Here is a 16,970-nt window from a genome sequence, read left to right as displayed (position 1 = left end):
CCACCCACCCCCCCCCCCCCCCCGGGGGGGGGGGCGGGGGGGGGGGGGGCACTGACCCATCGTCACGCTTCGCGGACCAACACCCCGTCGCGCAATCTGTACTGCGTATCGACCACGCCTTGAGGCAGATCATCGTGGGTGATCATCAGCAGGCTGCGCCCGTCCAGCAACCCGGAAAGGTCCTGCAACAGCGCGCGTGCGGTATCCACGTCGAGGCCTTCGGTCGGTTCGTCCAGCAGCAGGATCGGCGCATTGCGCAGCAGCGCGCGCGCCAGTGCCAACCGCCGCGCCTGGCCGGCTGACATCGTCGCGCCGTTCTCGCCCACCCAGGCCTGCAGGCCGCCGTTGCGCTCGGCCCATTCGCCCAGACGCACGCGGCGCAGCACCGCCCACAACGCGGCGTCGCTGGCATCGGGATCACCAAGGCGCAGGTTCTCGGCCACGCTGCCGGCAAACACCGGCGCGTTCTGCGGCAGCCACGCCAGTTGCCGGTGCCAGTCAGCCTGGGCGAAATCACGCAGATCGCGGCCACCGTAGGTCAGCCGTCCCTGCTGCGGATCCCACAGCCGCAGCAGCAGGCTGGACAGCGTGGTCTTGCCGCTGCCGCTGTCGCCGCGAATCGCGATGCGCTCGCCCGGCGCCAGGGTCAGATGCAGGCCGGACAGCACCGGCCGCGCCGCACCGGGCCACTGGAAATGCACGTCATCCCACTGTACGCGCGCGGCCTGCGGTACCGGCTGCGGCGCCTGCGGATCGTCCACCGTCGGCGGTTGCTCGACGATGGCCTGCAACCGATCGGCGGCAATGCGCCCGGACTGCAGCGACTGCCAGGCCAGGCCCATGCCGGCCCACAGCTCGATCAACGCCACGGTCAGGAACACCAGGCCCGCGGCCATCTCCGGCGCGATGCGCTGCTGTTCGGCCGCATGCAGGGCCAATGCCAGCATCGCCACCAGCCCCAGCCCGGCGACCAGACCGTGCAGCGTCGAGGCCGCGATCAGGCGCCAGCGGCGGCGGCGATCACGCGAGGCCAGCTGCTTGGCAGCTACGCGTACCTTGAGCTGCCAGGCCGCATCGGCGTGCAGCGCGGCCAGGTCACCCGCACCTTCCAGCCCTTCGAATGCAGCGGTACGCAATGCGGCACGATGCGCGGCACGGTCGGCCTCCTCGTCGTCATGGCCACGCACGCCCAGCCACGGCACGCCGAAGGCGATCAGCAGCGCCAGCACCGCCATCAGCACCGCAGCCGACGGCAGGATCAGTGCCGCCGAAACGATCGCGACCAGCGACAATCCGCCCAACGCCACCAGCGGCCCGATCGCACGCACCAGCAGGCCGTCCACTTCACCGATATCGCCGAGCAGGCGCGCCAGAAGGTCGCCGGTGCGCGTAGCCCCCAACCGTGCGGGTGCCAGCGGCAACGCGCGGCGGAAGAACCACACGCGCAGGTCGCGGGCGATGCGCAGCGTGGCGTCGTGGCCGACCAGCTTCTCGAAATAGCGCGACACGATGCGCGCCATCGTCAGCCCGCGTATGCCAGCGGACGGTGAAAAGAAGTTGAAGCCTTGGCCGAGGCCGGCCGCGCCAGCCAACGCGGCGGCGGTGAGGAAGCCACCGGACAGACCCAGCAATGCGGTGCCGGCCAGCATGGTGGTCCACAGCAGCAGCGCGGTCAGCAGCAGGCGCGGCCGATGGCGCAGGAACACCGCGCGCAGCGAATCAGGCGAACGGCTCATGCGCGCACCGCCTGTGCCGGCTCGACCAGGCGGCCTTCCGGCAACAGCAGGCAACGGTCGGCCCAGGCGATCACCGCCGGGCTGTGGGTGGCGACCACCACGCTGCGGCCACGTGCATAGGCGGCCAGGCTGCGCAAAAGCGCCGCTTCGGTATCGGCATCTAGGAACGCGGTGGGTTCGTCCAGCAGCAGCACCTGCGGATCGCGCAGCAACAACCGGGCCAGGCCGATACGACGGGCTTCGCCGCCGGACAGGCCGAAGCCACGTTCGCCGATCACCGTGTCCAGGCCCAGTGGCAGGCGCTGTGCGAACTGCAGCACCTGCGCGGCCTCGGCCACCGCACGAAGACGCGCATCGCTGGCACCCGGATCGGCCAGGCGCAGGTTGTCGGCAATGCTGCCGTGGAACAGGTAGGGGCGCTGGCTGGCATAGGCCACCTGCACACCGGGACGCAGCTGCAGCTTGCCGGCGCGCGGCGGCAGCCAGCCGGCCAGCGCTTCCAGCAGGGTGCTTTTACCGGAGCCGCTGGGACCAACCAGGGCCAGGCGCTGGCCCGGCTCCAGCCGCAGGTCCAGATCCTGCAGCACATCCTGCGGCGCGCCCAGCGGGCGCAGCACCAGCCCTTGTGCCTGCAGCGGCGGCAAGGCGGCCTCGGCCGGCTCCACCGCCAGCGGTGCAACCTCGTTCTCGATCAGGCCCTGCTCATCAGGCAGCGACTGCAGCAGGCGCTCCACTTCGGCGGCGGCGGCCAGTGCATTGGCGCGATCATGGTAATGCGCGGCCAGCCGTCGCAGCGGCGCATAGAATTCCGGTGCCAGCAGCAGGCAGAACAGCCCCGCACCCAGCGTCGGCACCGCTGCATGCAGCGACATCATGCCCAGATAGCTCAGGCCCAGGTACAGCGCCACCATCGCCACGCTCACCGAGGCGAAGAATTCCAGCACCGTCGACGAGAGGAAAGCGATGCGCAGAACCTTCAGGGTGCGCACGCGCACGCCTTCGGCAGCCGCCTCGATCCCCTCCAGCTCAGCTTCGCCGCGGCCATACAGGCGTAGCAGGCCCAGGCCCTTGATCCGGTCGGCGAAATGGCCGCTCATGCGTGCCAGCTCACCCAGCTGCGCACGGCCGGCCGCTTCGGCGCCCCAGCCCACCAGCATCATGAAAAATGGCACCAGCGGCGCAGTGAACAGCAGGATCAGCGCCACCACCCAGTCGACCCAGGCGACAGCGGCCAGGATCAGCAGCGGCACCACCACCACTTCAGTGCGCACCGGCAGGAAGCCGCTGTAATAGCTCTCGATCGCATCACCGTGATGCAGCATCAGTTCGCCCAGTTCGCCGGTGCGGCGCTGCCGCAGCCACAGTGGGCCGTGGCCCAGCAGGCGTGCGAACACGCGTTCGCGCAATGCCAGGCGTGCGGCGTCGGCCACGTCACCGGCAGCCGCCTGGGTGGCGCTGCCCAGCAGCGTGCGCAGCACCAGGATCACCGCCAGCCCACCCAGCGCTGGCAGTCCCGAGGCCAGCGGCACGCGCTCCACCAGCACCTGCTGCACCAGCCAGGCGATGGCGGCAGCCTGGCCGATCAACAGCGCGCCGGACAGGCTGATGCACAGCGCGGCCAAGCGCTGGCGGCCCCGGGCGGAGCGTGCCAGGTCGGCCAGCCAGGCCGTGCGCACACGCCGCTGGCGGGCGGTTTCAGCTTCCGGGGACAGGCCGTCAGGGGTCGTTTCGGCAGCGCTCAAGAGGTCTTCACGGGCAACGGGGGAGACACGGCATTGTAGGCGCAGGCAATAGCCCGCCCCTGCGGCCGGCGGTCGCAGTCTTCATCAGGTTGGCATACGATCAACCGGGGCACCTGTTCATACATTGATCTGGATCAAGGCTGTTTGAAGTAGTCGGTCACATCATTCACGTCGTAGACCACCCTTCCCGCCACCTGCAACGGCACTATCCAACGAGGTAGCCAGGCCATGATTGATCAGACAGTCGTAGAACTGTCGCGGCTGCAATTCGCGCTGACCGCGATGTACCACTTCCTATTCGTACCGCTCACCCTCGGCCTGTCCTTCATGGTGGCCATCATGGAGAGCGTGTACGTGATGACCGGCAAGGAGATCTGGCGCAGGATGACCCTGTTCTGGGGCGTCCTGTTCGGCATCAACTTCGCCATGGGCGTCGCCACCGGCATCGTCATGGAATTCCAGTTCGGCATGAACTGGTCCTACTACAGCCACTACGTGGGTGACATCTTCGGTGCGCCGCTGGCCATCGAAGGCCTGATGGCCTTCTTCCTGGAAGCCACCTTCGTCGGCCTGTTCTTCTTCGGCTGGAACCGCCTGAGCAAGGTCAAGCACCTGATGGTGACCTGGCTGATGGCGCTGGGCACCAACCTGTCGGCGATCTGGATCCTGGTCGCCAACGGCTGGATGCAGAACCCGACCGGTGCGGTGTTCAACCCGGAAACCATGCGCATGGAAGTGGTCGACTTCATGGCGGTGGTGTTCAACCCGGTGGCGCAGGCCAAGTTCGTGCACACCGTCAGCGCCGGTTATGTGACCGGTGCGGTGTTCGTGATGGCGATCAGCGCCCTGTTCCTGCTGCGCAACAAGCACAAGGACCTGGCCCGACGTTCGTTCGCGGTGGCCGCGGCGTTCGGCCTGCTGTCCTCGCTGTCGGTGGTGGTGCTGGGTGACGAGAGTGGCTACGCCGCCAGCGAACACCAGAAGATGAAGCTGGCCGCGATCGAAGCGATGTGGGAGACCGAGCGTGCGCCGGCCGACTTCACCGCCTTCGGCATCCCGAACCAGGACACCCACCAGAACGACTACGCGGTGAAGATCCCCTACCTGATGGGCCTGATCGCCACCCGTTCGTTGAACCAGCCGATTCCAGGCATCCTGGAACTGGTCGAGCGCGCCGAACACCGCGTGCGCGGCGGCCAGCTCGCCTACGGCGCGCTGGAACGCCTGCGTGCGAACAAGAACGACGTGGAAGCGCGCGAGATGTTCGACCGCCACTGGCAGGACCTGGGCCACGGCCTGCTGCTCAAGCGCTATCGCGATGACATCCTCAACGCCACCCCGCAGGAGATCTCGCAGGCGGCGATGGACACGGTGCCGCGCGTGATGCCGCTGTTCTGGACCTTCCGCGTGATGGCCGGCCTGGGCTTCTACCTGATCGCCTTCTTCGCGCTGGCCTTCTACTACTCGTGCCGCAACAACTTCCAGGACAAGCGCTGGTTCCTCAAGCTGGCCCTGTGGACGCTGCCGGCACCGTGGATCGCGATCGAGTGCGGCTGGTTCGTGGCCGAGTATGGTCGCCAGCCGTGGGCGGTCGATGGCGTGCTGCCAACCTTCTATGCGGCATCGGGGCTGGCCCTGCATGAAATCGTGCTGACCCTGGCCGGCTTCACTGCCATCTACACCGCGCTGATCGTGGTCGAGATCAAGCTGATGCTCAAGGCGATCCGCAAGGGTCCGGACGAGCTGCTGCCATCGCTGCAGTCGCCCCAGCCGCATGCTTCCCACAATGCCTCGGCGCCGGTCGCCGGCCAGGCCTGAGGCAGGAGAACCAAGATGGATTTCATTCTTCTGGACTACACCACGCTGCGCGTGATCTGGTGGCTGCTGCTCGGCATCCTGCTGATCGGTTTTGCCGTGATGGATGGTTTCGACCTGGGCGTGGGCACCCTGCTGCCCTTCGTCGCCCGCACTGACGCCGAACGCCGCCGGGTGATCAACACCATCGGCCCGGTCTGGGAAGGCAACCAGGTGTGGCTGATCCTGGGTGGCGGCGCCATCTTCGCCGCCTGGCCGCCGCTGTACGCGGTCAGCTTCTCTGGCTTCTACCTGGCGATGTTCGTGATCCTGTTCGCCCTGATCCTGCGCCCGGTCGGCTTCAAGTTCCGCAGCAAGATGCCCAGCGAACGCTGGCGCAACACCTGGGACTGGGCGCTGTTCATCGGTGGCTTCATCCCGGCGCTGATCATGGGCGTGGCAGTGGGCAACGTGCTGCTGGGCGTGCCGTTCCACTTCGATGACAGCATGCGCATCTTCTACACCGGCTCGTTCTTCGGCCTGCTGATGCCCTTCGCGCTGCTGGCCGGCCTGCTGAGCGTGTCGATGCTGGTCGCCCACGGTGCCGCCATGCTGGTGATCAAGACCGACGGCGCGGTGGCCGAGCGTGCCGCCCGATTCGGCAGCATCGCGGCGATCATCGCCTTCGTGCTGTTCGCGGTGGGCGGCGCCTGGGTGGCCTTCGGCCTGCCGGGTTACCAGATCACCTCGCAGGTGGTTACCGATGGCGCCACCAATCCGCTGCTGAAGACCGCCGAACTCGGCGCCGCCGGTGGCTGGATGCGCAACTACAGCGCGATGCCGGCCACGATCCTGGCCCCCCTGCTCGGCCTGGCCGGCCTGCTGGCCAGTGCGGTGCTGCTGCGGGCCCGTCGTGGTGGCCTGGCCTTCATCGCCTCCGGTGCGGCCATCGCCGGCATCATCCTGACCGTCGGCTTCGCCATCTTCCCGTTCCTGCTGCCGTCCTCGAGCCAGCCCACCTCCAGCCTGACCGTGTGGGATGCCTCGTCCAGCCACCTGACCCTGTGGATCATGCTGCTGGCCACGGCGGTGTTCCTGCCGATCATCCTCGCCTACACCACCTGGGTGTACCGCGTGCTGAAGGGCAAGACCACCTCCGAAGAGATGGGCAACAACCCCAACGCGTATTGATTGCTTGCACGTGTGCCGACCAACGGTCGGCACCTACCCGGAATGAAGGAGACTGATCATGTGGTATTTCGCCTGGATTCTCGGTGCCGGCCTCGCCTCGACGGTGGCCATCCTCAACGGCATGTGGTTCGAAGCCCGCGAGCAGAACCGCATGGAGAACGAAAATCGTCGCTGAGATGTAAAAAGACCTTGCCGCCTTGGCCTTCACACGGTATCTTAGGCGGCTCCTTCGGGGTGTAGCTCAGTCTGGTAGAGCGCTACGTTCGGGACGTAGAGGTCGCAGGTTCGAATCCTGTCTCCCCGACCACTTCGGTGGTCGCATTGAAGCCTGGTGATGTCGCCCAGGCTTTTTTGTTCCCTGAAGTGGCACCGCTTTCTCGGTGTGAAGAAAACAGCGTTCACCCCTTGCCGCCATCGGGATGAATCGCTAGAATAGGCGGCTCCCTTCGGGGTGTAGCTCAGTCTGGTAGAGCGCTACGTTCGGGACGTAGAGGTCGCAGGTTCGAATCCTGTCTCCCCGACCACTTCGGTGGTCACCAAGAAGCCTGGAAGACATCACTGTCCTCCGGGTTTTTTTGTACCAGGCGCCAGGCCACCCGCATGACGGGACCTTGCCAGGCAGCGCACGTACAATGGCCGCGCTGCCGGCCCGCCAGCAGCCCCTCCCCCACCTGCCGCTTCGGCGTAGACCGATGCCGGCGCTGCATGCCATTTCTGCGGCATGCGACACCTGCAAGGACCACCGATGAGTTCCTCCACTTCCGATTCGCCGTCGCTGCTGCACGGTCGTGTCCTCGCGTTTGCCGCGATCCTGCTGGCAGCGGTCAACCTGCGCACGGCGGTCACCTCGATCACCCCGCTGCTCGACGTACTCGGCCAGCAGTTCGGCTTCGGTACCACCATGACCGGCGTGCTGGGCATGCTGCCGACCGCCTCGTTCGCGCTGTTCGGCGTGGCCACGCCGACGCTGGCGCGGCGCCTGGGCCTGGAGCGCACCACCCTGCTGGCGATGGTGATGGCGATGGCCGGCCTGCTGCTGCGCTCCAGCGCCGGCAACGTCGGCACGCTGCTGCTCGGTTCGGTGCTGGCACTGGCCGGCATGGGCATCGGCAACGTGGTGGTGCCGCCGCTGGTGAAGCGCTACTTCGCCAACAAGGTCGGCACCATGAGCACGCTCTACATCAGCGTGCTGCAGCTGGGCACGATGCTGCCGGCGTTGCTGGCGGTGCCGGTGGCCAATGCCGCAGGCTGGCGCGTGTCGCTGGGCATGTGGGCACTGCTGGCGCTGGCCGCCGCATTGCCGTGGCTGCTGCTGGCCAGGCGCGCGCCGAAACCGCTGACCGGCGCCACCGATCCGACCGCACAGCCGCACGGAAAGGTCTGGCGCACGTCGCTGGGCTGGAGCATGACGCTGATGTTCGGCATGACCTCGCTGATGACCTATTCGATGTTTACCTGGCTGCCCCGCATCGTGGTCGAGGCCGGTGGCACGCCAGCGTTCGGTGGCGTGATGGTGGCAGTGTTCTCGGCGCTGGGCCTGCTGCCGTCGCTGGTCATTCCATCCATGGCAGTTCGCATGCAGAACCCGTTCCCGCTGGTGCTGATCGGCTTCTTCTCGTTCGTGATCGCCTTCACCGGCCTGCTGCTGGCACCGATGAAGGCCCCCCTGCTGTGGGCGTGCCTGCTCGGCGTCGGCCCGTCCACCTTCCCGCTGGCGCTGACCCTGATCAACCTGCGCACGCGCACCCCCACCGGCTCGGCGGCACTGTCCGGCTTCATGCAGGGCGTGGGTTACAGCTTCAGCTGCCTGGGGCCGTTCCTGGTCGGCTGGCTGCATACGGTCAGCAACGGCTGGACGCTCCCGTTCAGCTTCCTGTTCGGCTGCGCCACCCTGATGCTGTGCGCCTCCTGGGTGGCCTGCAAGCCGCGCAAGCTGGAAGACCTCTGGTAAGCCGCGCAGGGCCTCGCAACCGGCCCCACCTACCGCTCGTCAGCCCGTCTGCGCATTTTGACGCCGGGCTGACAATTCCGGGCGGATAGTGCCCACGAATGCCCATCCTTGCCGCGTGCCGGCATCGGGCATGGGGGCGGCAGCGCCGCCCAGGCCACCATTCGGTGTGCGGGGGACTCTCGTTTCAGACAAGACATTGCAGGTCGCTGTCCGGGTTTGTATCCGTCCTTGCTGGACGGGAATGCACGAAGGGAGTGACGCGGGCCACGGCCACGCCAAAAGCTGGCATGTGATGTGCGTCACATTTCTCAGGTTGTCTGGTTCGGAAGCCAAGGGGGTCCCCAATGGTTGTCCACCGCCGGCTGGCGCTCTGCGTCGGCCTTGCCTGCACCGCCCTGGCCTGGGCCAGCGGCGCCGCCCCGCCTGACCGCGAGGCGGCCCTGGCCGAGATCGGCCGCTACCGCGACCAGGCCCGCTGGCTGGATGCCCTCGGCGCGATCGAGCGCGCCAGCCAAGAGCAACCCAACGACGACCTGCTGTTCAAGCTGCGCGTACTGACCCTGGGCGACATCGGCAACGCCTGGCGCGCCTGGGAGCTGTACCAGCAGCGCCCGCAGCTGTTCGACGCTGCACAGAAGCAACGCATCGAAGGCGACTACCTGGCCAAGCGGGTGGTCTGGAGCCTGGCCTACAGCAGCAGCGAAGACAGCCGCCTGGAAGAAGCCGAATCGACCCTGGCGCGCATGCAGCGCTACCTGGCCAGCGAAGGCACCCCGCCCGCGCAGGCGCCGCTTCGCGTCCGCATGGACCGGCTGATCCTGCTCAACCGGCTGGGCCGCCATGCGCAGGTGCGCGAGGAAGCCCGCGCACTGCAGGCCGAAGGCCATGCCCTGCCCGACTATGTGCTGCCTGCGGTCGGCGATTCGCTGATGGGCACCCTGCACCCGCAAGAAGCCATCCCGGTGCTGCAGGCGGCCGTCGCTGGCGATCCGGCGCGCGACGCCTCGCATTCGGAACTGGCCTACGCCTACCTGGAAAGCGAGCAGCAGGAAAAGGCGATCGACCTGCTGCAGGCATGGCGCGACAAGGAACCAGCGTGGCGCTGGAGCAATGGCAAATCCCCATACGCGAACTGGTCGCGCTACGAAGCTGACCTCAACCTGGCGATGGTACGCGCCTACAGCGGTGACCTGCCCACCGCGCAGCGCGACCTGGAATCAATGGTGGAGATCGCACCCGGCAACGGTGGACTGCAGAGCGCGCTGGGCAGCGTGTACATGATGCGCGGATGGCCACGCATGGCACTGCAGCGCCAGCAGATGGCACATGCGCTGGACCCTCGCGACATCGAGCCGCGGCTGGGCATGGAGGAGGCCTACGTCGCCCTGCAGCGCGATGACCTGGCAAGGCCACTGCACGACGATCTTGTCGCACGCTACCCGACCCAACCCGCCGTCGAACGCATGGACCAGGCCTGGCGGGCGCATCGCGGTTGGCAGCTGAAGGCATGGACCGACACTGGTCGCAGCTCCGGCGGTGGCGGCACCTCGCCGCTGGGCAACAACGACCGTCACTACGGGGTCGAAGTGCAGACACCGGTACTCGACGACCGCTGGCGGTTGTTCGCCTTGGCCGACAGGCGCTCGGTCGACTTCCAGGACCAGCGCATCGACCCGCTGTGGCTGGGCGCGGGCGTACGCTACCGCTTCGGCCAGCTGGATGCGGAAGCGGCGGTACTGCGCGCCAACGACCACATTGGCGATACCGGCCTGCGCATCGGCGTGGGTTGGCAGTTCAACGATTACTGGCATGCCGGGCTGGTGGCCGCACGCAATGACCCGGAAGCCTCGATGCAGGCGCGCGTGGCGGGCATCAGCGCTGACAGCGTGAGCGCGCAGGTCGACTACCGGCGCAGCGAGCTGACCCACTGGATGTTCGGCGCCAGCCGCTTCCGCTACGACGACGGCAACCACCGCGAGCTGTTCAGCACCAGCATCGAACAGCGCCTGCTGACCCGCCCGCGCTGGTTGATCGACGGCCTGGCCAGTGCCTACACCAGCCGGGGCAGCCGCGACGACGCGCCCTACTTCAACCCGAAGCGCGACCGCATGGTCGAGATCGGGCTGCGCATCGACCAGCAGCTGTGGCGGCACTACGAGCGCCACTTCCGGCACCGCCTGACGGTCTCGCTGGGTGACTACTGGCAGGACGGCTTCGGCAGCGCTCTGGTCCCTTCGGTGTCCTACATGCACGAATGGCAGCTGGGCCAGGGCCGCGTGTTCGAGTACGGCGTGCGCTGGTCGCGGCCGGTCTACGACGGCCACCGCGAGCGTCATATCGGCTTCGAAGCCGCACTGCGCTGGGGAGAGTGACATGGCCCGCATCCTGCGACTGATCGTGCTCCTGCTGCTGGCCGCCACGCCGCCGGCGTTCGCGCAGCAGGCCCTGCATCTCGATGCCACTGACAACGGCCTGCTGATCCTCAGCTACCACGACATCCGCGACCGGGTCGCGGCCAAGGGCGATGCCGATACCTATGCGGTGAGCACGCAGAACTTCGCCGCACACCTGGACTGGCTCGGCGCGCATGGTTATCACCCGGTCTCGCTGTCGCAGGTGATCGACGCCTCCCAGGGACGCGCCACGCTGCCACCGAAACCCGTACTGCTGACCTTCGATGATGGCCTGCGCAGCGTCTACGACAAGGCGTTCCCGCTGCTGCAGGCGTACCGCTACCCGGCGCTGGTGGCAGTGATCACCGATTACGTGGACATGGCACCCGGGCGCACGATCGACTATGGCTACCGGCCGTTCGGCCACGATGACTTCGTTACCTGGGCGCAGCTGAAGCAGATGCACGACAGCGGCCTGATCGAAGTGGCCAGCCATACCGACGACCTGCACCACGGAGTGCTTGCCAATCCGCAGGGCAATTCGACGCCAGCGGTGGTCACCCGCATCTACCGGCCGGCCACGCGCAGCTACGAGAGCGAGGCGCAGTACGAGCAGCGCCTGCGCGCCGATCTCGGCCGCAGCGTGCAGCGCATCCAGCAGCATCTGGGCGTGCGCCCGCGCGCCATTGTCTGGCCGTACGCGGCCTACAACCAGTTGAGCAACGACATCGCCGAACAGCTGGGCATGCCGGTGTCCTTCGATCTGGAAGGCCGCAGCACGCCAGTGGCCAGCGACCTGCATGGGCTGGCGCGCTTCCTGGTCAGCGACAACCCGACCGTGGAGGGCCTCGCCTACGAGCTGCGGCGCGACGTTGCGCTCGACGGCATCCGCGCGTTGCAGGTCGACCTGGATGATGTGTACGACCCGGACCCGGCGCAGCAGGGGCGCAACCTCGATGCGCTGATCGAGCGGGTCAAGCGCATCTCGCCCACCCACGTCTACCTGCAGGCGTTCGCCGATCCGGACGGCAACAACACCGCCGATGCACTGTACTTCCCCAACCGGCACATGCCGATGCGCGCGGACCTGTTCAGCCGGGTCGCCTGGCAGCTGAAGTCGCGCGCGGGGGTGAAGGTTTACGCATGGCTGCCGGTGCTCGGCTTCGAGCTGCCCGACCCCGTGCAGCGCAAGGCACTGGCGATCCACAACGGTGATGCCGACGGCATGTACCGGCTGGACTTCACCAATCCGAAGGCACGCCAGATCATGCTCGACATCTACGAGGATCTGGCCGTCAATTCGTATTTCGAAGGCCTGCTCTTCCATGATGATGGCTACCTGCGCGACACCGAGCTGCCCACCTTGTCGGCCGGTACGGACGGCAGCGCACGCACACAGGCGCTGATCGACTTCACCCTGGCCCTGCGCGACAGTGCGCAGCGTTGGCGGCCGAAGCTGGCCACGGTGCGCAACCTGTACGCGGAGCCGGTGCTGCGTCCGCAGAGCGAGGCCTGGTTCGCGCAGCGCCTGGACCTGTTCAACAAGGCCTACGACCAGACCGCACTGATGGCGATGCCGTGGATGGAAGGCAGCAGGCATCCGGAACGCTGGCTCGACCAGCTGCTGGCCGCGGTGCGCGCGCACGATCCCCAGTTGCAGCACACCCTGTTCGAACTGCAGACCGTCGATTGGCGCAGCGGGCAACCGATTCCCGCCGAGCGGCTGCGCGCGCAGATCCGCCAGCTGCAGGCGCAGGGCGTGCACCACTTCGCCTGGTACCCGGATGACTTCATCGCCGGCCAGCCTTCCACCCATGATGCCCGCGCGGCGATGTCCGCCGGCAACTTCCCGTACCCGGAGAAGTGACATGGACATGCATCCGCTGCTGCAGGTCCTGTTCCAGTTCGCCTTCTACTACCCGATGGTGATGGCGTTCTTCTGGATGTCGGGCGGCCTGTATTACTACTTCCGGCGCGAACGCCATTCGCGCCCACGCAACGACCCGCCGCTGATGGTCGATCCACCGTTCGCGAGCCTGTTGATTCCCTGCCACAACGAGTCCGCGAACCTCGACGACACGCTCGGCGCGGCGCTGGCACAGCGCTATCCGGCCGACTACGAGGTGATCGCCATCGACGATGGCAGCAGTGATGACACCGGCGCCCGGCTCGACGTGCTGGCGGCGAAGCATCCGCGGCTGCGCGTGCTGCACCTTGACCGCAACCTCGGCAAGGCCAACGCGCTGCGCATGGGTGCGCTGGCGGCCCGCTCGGAGTACCTGGTGTGCATCGATGGCGACGCGATGCTGGAGGAGCACGCGCTGCACTGGATGATCTGGCACCTGGTGAGCGGCAACCGGGTCGGCGCGGTGACCGGCAATCCGCGCATCCGCAACCGCTCCACCCTGCTCGGACGCCTGCAGGTGGCCGAGTTCTCGTCGATCATCGGCATGATCAAGCGCGCGCAGCGCGTGTACGGGCGCATCTTCACCATCTCCGGAGTGATCGCAGGCTTTCGCCGCACCGCCCTGCACCAGGTCGGCTGGTGGTCGGATGACATGGTGACCGAGGACATCGACATCAGCTGGCGCCTGCAGCGCGCGCACTGGGACATCCGCTACGAACCCAATGCGCTGTGCTTCATCCTGATGCCGGAGACCCTCAAGGGCCTGTGGCGGCAGCGCCTGCGCTGGGCCCAGGGTGGCGTGGAAGTGATGCTGCGGCATGCGCGTTCACTGCTGCACTGGAAGGAGCGGCGCATGTGGGGCGTACTGCTGGAGTACGTGCTGAGCGTTATCTGGGCCTACACCATGTTGTTCATCGTGGTGCTGTGGGTGCTGGGCAAGCTCATCGACATGCCGCCGCAGCTGTACATCGCCAGCCTGCTGCCGCAATGGCATGGCGTGATCCTGGCCCTGGTCTGCCTGATGCAGTTCGCCAGCAGCCTGATCATCGACCGTCGTTACGAAACACAGATTGGACGCAACTACTTCTGGGTCATCTGGTACCCGATGGCGTACTGGCTGATCAGTCTTTCCACCACCCTGGTGGCGTTGCCGAAGACCCTGCTGCGCCGTCGCAGCAAGCGCGCCACCTGGACCAGTCCCGATCGGGGGATCCGATGAAGGCACAACGCCCGTCCAACCGCTTCGACTCGCGGATGATCCGCAAGCCGCATCGCCAACCACGCTTCCAGCGCACCGCCTGGGGCTTCGTCACCCTCGCGTTCTGGGGGTTCTACTTCTACCTGTGGGCACCGTTGGTGACCCTGTTCTCGTGGCTGATCGGCGGCCAGCTGGCCTGGCAGCAGCTGTACGAACGGCAAAGCCACTTCGACCCCTATGTGCTGGTGGCACTGCCGCTGATGCTGCTGTGTGCCAGCGTGCTGCTGATCGGCTGGGCCGAGTACAACCGCGCGCGCTTCCGTGGCCACGAGCGACGCCTGCCGCGACCACTGGCCAGCCTCAATGAAGTCGCGGCCGATCTGGGTGCCAGCACCGGCCTTGCCGAGCGCCTGCTGGGCTGCAAGGCCGCCACGCTGCACATGGACGATCACGCGCGGCCGATCGGTATCCGCCGCGAGGTGGTGTGACGCCCCGGTAGTCGCCGACCCGGGTCGGCGCTTGCTTTGGTAGCTGCCGATCCTGGTCGGCGCTTGGGCCTGGTGGGCGCCGACCTTGGTCGGCACCGGGGTCTACCGCGAAGTGCATCCGCGCATCGCGTGGATCTACTTGCGCGTCTGCCCTTCGCCGCGCACGACAAATCGTTCGACGGTGAGTGCTTCCAGGCCCATTGGGCCGTACGCATGCAGGCGCGTGGTGGAAATGCCGATCTCGCTGCCCAGGCCCAGCTGGCCACCGTCGGAGAAGCGCGACGAGGCATTGACCATCACTACCGCCGAGCGCAGCGCAGTGACGAAGCGCTCGGCATGGCCGGCGTCTTCGGTGGCGATCACTTCGGTATGGTCGGAGGTATAGGCACGGATGTGCGCGATGGCCGCCTCGAGGTCATCAACCACGCGCACGGCCAGCACCAGGTCGAGGAACTCGGCAGCGTAATCCTCCTCGGTCGCCGCCGTGCTGCCCGGCAGCAGCGGTTGCGCCTGCGCATCGGCGCGCAGCTGCACGCCGCGCTCGCCCAGCACCTGCGCCACGCGCGGCAGGAACGTTTCGGCGACCTCGCGGTGCACCAGCAGCGTTTCCAGGGAATTGCACGCCGCCGGCCGGCTGCACTTGCCATCCACCAGCAGATCGAGGGCTTTGCCGAGGTCGGCGCTGGCATCCACGAACAGGTGGCAGACACCCTTGTAGTGCTTGATCACCGGCACCCGCGCATGCTCGGCAACGAAACGGATCAGGCCTTCGCCGCCGCGAGGAATCGCCAGATCGATCAGCTCATGCAGCTGCAGCAGTTCCAGCATTGCTTCGCGACGCAGGTCGGTCAGCACGGTCACCGCTGCCGGCGGTACGCCATTGGCCTGCAAGGCACCCGCCAGCGCCTGGGCGATGGCGGTGTTGGAGTGGATCGCCTCGGAGCCACCGCGCAGGATCACGCCATTGCCGGCCTTCAGGCACAGCGCGGCCGCTTCGGCGGTCACGTTCGGGCGCGCTTCGTAGATCATCGCGATCACCCCCAGCGGCACGCGTACCTTCTGCACGCGGATGCCATTCGGACGCACTTCGTCGCGGGTGACCTGGCCGGCCGCATCGGGCAGCGCCGCCACTTCGCGTACCGCTTCGGCCATCGCGAACAGGCGTGCCGGGTCCAGCGCCAGGCGGTCGAGCATGGCACTGCCAATGCCCTTGTCGCGCGCAGCAGCAAGGTCCCGCGCGTTGCTGGCCAGGATCAGCCCGGCATTCACTTCCAGTGCCTGGGCCATTGCCAGCAGCAGCGTGCGGCGCGCCGCACTGTCGAGGCCGGCAACGATCTGGGCCGCGTCACGGCAGGCACGCGCCTGCGCTTCGATTTCGCTCATCGGGGAGTCCTTCAAACCGGTCATGGCAGCACCAGATCGTCGCGATGGACGACACTGCCACCGTAGTTGTAGCCCAGCACGGCCTCGATGTCGCGCGAATGGCGGCCGGCGATCCGGCGCACATCATCGGCCGCGTACTGGCTGACTCCGCGCGCCACGCAGACGCGGCCCTGTGGCGCGTTCCAGCACACCTGCACCATGTCGCCGCGGCGGAACACGCCCTCTGCACCGGTGATGCCACCGGGCAGCAGCGAGGCGCCCTTCTCGCGCATCGCCTGTGCCGCACCGGCATCGATGACGATCACGCCCTCGGCCAGCGGTGCATGCCGCAGCCAGTGCTTGCGGGCGGCCTCGCGGCTGCGTGCGGCATGGATGCGGGTGCCGAACAGGCGATCCTGCGCCAGCGCGCGCACCACGTCACCGCTGCGGCCATTGAATAGATAGGTTTCGATGCCCAGGCGCCCGGCCTTCGCCGCCGCCTCCAGCTTGGTGCGCATGCCGCCGGTACCGGCGCGCGAGCCGGCGCCGCCCGCCATCGCCAGCACCTCGTCACCCAGCTCCGGCACGTCGTGCAACGGCCGCGCATCGGCCACGGTGCGCGGGTCGGCGCTGTACAGGCCATCGATATCGGTAGCGATGAACAGCGCATCGGCGTCGACCAGCGCCGCCACGGTGGCAGCCAGGTTGTCGTTGTCGCCGAGCTTGAGCTCATCCACCGACACAGTGTCGTTCTCGTTGACCACCGGCAACGCGCCCAGCCGCAGCAGTTCGTTGAGCGTGGCGCGTGCGTTGAGGTAGCGGCGGCGGTTGCGCAGGTCGTCATGGGTCAGCAGCACCTGCGCCACCGGGCGCTCGAAGAAGCGCTGCCAGAGCCCGATCAGCTGGGCCTGGCCAAGCGCGGCCAGCGCCTGCCGTGCCGCCATCGCCGCGCCGGGCTCATCGGCCCGCGGCAGGATCGCCCGCCCCGCCGCAACCGCGCCGGAGGAGACGATCACCACCTCACGTCCGGCCAGTACATTGGCAGAAACGAACTGTGCCAGGCCCAGCGCGTGGCGGGGCGACAGGCCGCCGCCATCGGCGGCGAGCAGGCTGCTGCCCACTTTCAGCACCGCACGCCGCCACGGCGGCAGCGCCTGTTCCGGGAACGGCGAAGCGACGTGGCTGGCATGCAGAGTCATCAGTCAGGGC

12 protein-coding genes and 2 tRNA genes are annotated in these 16,970 nt (G+C 67.5%); 10 read left to right on the top strand and 4 right to left on the bottom strand.

The window, feature by feature from the left end:
* Positions 1-62 precede the first annotated feature (62 nt).
* Positions 63-1,736, bottom strand: coding sequence for a thiol reductant ABC exporter subunit CydC (cydC, locus tag ROV95_RS10465; protein ID WP_312544282.1), 1,674 nt, complete (start codon positions 1,734-1,736; stop codon positions 63-65).
* Positions 1,733-3,478, bottom strand: coding sequence for a thiol reductant ABC exporter subunit CydD (cydD, locus tag ROV95_RS10460; protein ID WP_134735486.1), 1,746 nt, complete (start codon positions 3,476-3,478; stop codon positions 1,733-1,735). The genes cydC and cydD overlap by 4 nt, the downstream gene beginning before the upstream one ends.
* A gap of 228 nt (positions 3,479-3,706) precedes the next feature.
* On the opposite strand from cydD, the gene ROV95_RS10455 reads away from it, so the two are divergent.
* From ROV95_RS10455 to pgaD, 10 genes are all read left to right on the top strand, one after another.
* The gene (locus ROV95_RS10455) at positions 3,707-5,296 is read left to right on the top strand and encodes a cytochrome ubiquinol oxidase subunit I (protein ID WP_019660486.1); all 1,590 of its coding nucleotides are present in this window, start codon (positions 3,707-3,709) and stop codon (positions 5,294-5,296) included.
* Between the two features lie 15 nt (positions 5,297-5,311).
* Positions 5,312-6,463, top strand: a complete 1,152-nt coding sequence (cydB, locus tag ROV95_RS10450) for a cytochrome d ubiquinol oxidase subunit II (RefSeq protein WP_058982786.1) — start codon at positions 5,312-5,314, stop codon at positions 6,461-6,463.
* Positions 6,464-6,521: 58 nt separating this feature from the next.
* On the top strand, positions 6,522-6,638 hold the full coding sequence (gene cydX / locus ROV95_RS10445) for a cytochrome bd-I oxidase subunit CydX (RefSeq protein WP_312544279.1): 117 nt from the start codon (positions 6,522-6,524) through the stop codon (positions 6,636-6,638).
* A 55-nt stretch (positions 6,639-6,693) separates the two neighbouring features.
* A tRNA-Pro gene (locus ROV95_RS10440) sits at positions 6,694-6,770 on the top strand.
* A gap of 140 nt (positions 6,771-6,910) precedes the next feature.
* A tRNA-Pro gene (locus ROV95_RS10435) sits at positions 6,911-6,987 on the top strand.
* A gap of 221 nt (positions 6,988-7,208) precedes the next feature.
* Positions 7,209-8,414: an MFS transporter gene (locus tag ROV95_RS10430; RefSeq protein WP_312544277.1), complete on the top strand. Its 1,206-nt coding sequence runs from the start codon at positions 7,209-7,211 to the stop codon at positions 8,412-8,414.
* A gap of 344 nt (positions 8,415-8,758) precedes the next feature.
* Entirely contained in the window at positions 8,759-10,786 is a 2,028-nt protein-coding gene (pgaA, locus tag ROV95_RS10425) for a poly-beta-1,6 N-acetyl-D-glucosamine export porin PgaA (RefSeq protein WP_312544275.1), read from the top strand.
* A 1-nt stretch (position 10,787) separates the two neighbouring features.
* A complete protein-coding gene (gene pgaB / locus ROV95_RS10420; protein ID WP_164144819.1) occupies positions 10,788-12,674 on the top strand; it encodes a poly-beta-1,6-N-acetyl-D-glucosamine N-deacetylase PgaB in 1,887 nt (628 codons plus the stop codon).
* A 1-nt stretch (position 12,675) separates the two neighbouring features.
* Positions 12,676-13,932, top strand: coding sequence for a poly-beta-1,6-N-acetyl-D-glucosamine synthase (gene pgaC, locus ROV95_RS10415; RefSeq protein ID WP_021204194.1), 1,257 nt, complete (start codon positions 12,676-12,678; stop codon positions 13,930-13,932).
* Positions 13,929-14,399: a poly-beta-1,6-N-acetyl-D-glucosamine biosynthesis protein PgaD gene (pgaD, locus tag ROV95_RS10410; RefSeq protein WP_312544272.1), complete on the top strand. Its 471-nt coding sequence runs from the start codon at positions 13,929-13,931 to the stop codon at positions 14,397-14,399. The genes pgaC and pgaD overlap by 4 nt, the downstream gene beginning before the upstream one ends.
* A 135-nt stretch (positions 14,400-14,534) precedes the next feature.
* Here pgaD and ROV95_RS10405 read toward each other — a convergent pair whose 3' ends face one another.
* Positions 14,535-15,806 (bottom strand): glutamate-5-semialdehyde dehydrogenase, encoded by a 1,272-nt coding sequence (locus tag ROV95_RS10405; protein ID WP_312544270.1) that lies wholly within the window; start codon positions 15,804-15,806, stop codon positions 14,535-14,537.
* On the bottom strand, positions 15,803-16,960 hold the full coding sequence (gene proB / locus ROV95_RS10400) for a glutamate 5-kinase (RefSeq protein ID WP_312544268.1): 1,158 nt from the start codon (positions 16,958-16,960) through the stop codon (positions 15,803-15,805). The genes ROV95_RS10405 and proB overlap by 4 nt, the downstream gene beginning before the upstream one ends.
* Positions 16,961-16,970: the final 10 nt, after the last annotated feature.

The organism is Stenotrophomonas maltophilia group sp. msm1, from assembly GCF_032025805.1.
Classification (GTDB): domain Bacteria; phylum Pseudomonadota; class Gammaproteobacteria; order Xanthomonadales; family Xanthomonadaceae; genus Stenotrophomonas; species Stenotrophomonas hibiscicola.
This window is presented reverse-complemented; position numbering and strand designations above follow the sequence as displayed.

What these genes read in the sequence shown, in the direction of transcription:
- ROV95_RS10405 (WP_312544270.1), bottom strand. Translation starts at nt 15,806, where the DNA reads ATGACCGGTTTGAAGGACTCCCCGATGAGCGAAATCGAAGCGCAGGCG.
- pgaD (WP_312544272.1), top strand. Translation starts at nt 13,929, where the DNA reads ATGAAGGCACAACGCCCGTCCAACCGCTTCGACTCGCGGATGATCCGC.
- ROV95_RS10455 (WP_019660486.1), top strand. Translation starts at nt 3,707, where the DNA reads ATGATTGATCAGACAGTCGTAGAACTGTCGCGGCTGCAATTCGCGCTG.
- proB (WP_312544268.1), bottom strand. Translation starts at nt 16,960, where the DNA reads ATGACTCTGCATGCCAGCCACGTCGCTTCGCCGTTCCCGGAACAGGCG.
- ROV95_RS10430 (WP_312544277.1), top strand. Translation starts at nt 7,209, where the DNA reads ATGAGTTCCTCCACTTCCGATTCGCCGTCGCTGCTGCACGGTCGTGTC.
- cydB (WP_058982786.1), top strand. Translation starts at nt 5,312, where the DNA reads ATGGATTTCATTCTTCTGGACTACACCACGCTGCGCGTGATCTGGTGG.
- pgaC (WP_021204194.1), top strand. Translation starts at nt 12,676, where the DNA reads ATGGACATGCATCCGCTGCTGCAGGTCCTGTTCCAGTTCGCCTTCTAC.
- cydC (WP_312544282.1), bottom strand. Translation starts at nt 1,736, where the DNA reads ATGAGCCGTTCGCCTGATTCGCTGCGCGCGGTGTTCCTGCGCCATCGG.
- pgaB (WP_164144819.1), top strand. Translation starts at nt 10,788, where the DNA reads ATGGCCCGCATCCTGCGACTGATCGTGCTCCTGCTGCTGGCCGCCACG.
- cydX (WP_312544279.1), top strand. Translation starts at nt 6,522, where the DNA reads ATGTGGTATTTCGCCTGGATTCTCGGTGCCGGCCTCGCCTCGACGGTG.
- pgaA (WP_312544275.1), top strand. Translation starts at nt 8,759, where the DNA reads ATGGTTGTCCACCGCCGGCTGGCGCTCTGCGTCGGCCTTGCCTGCACC.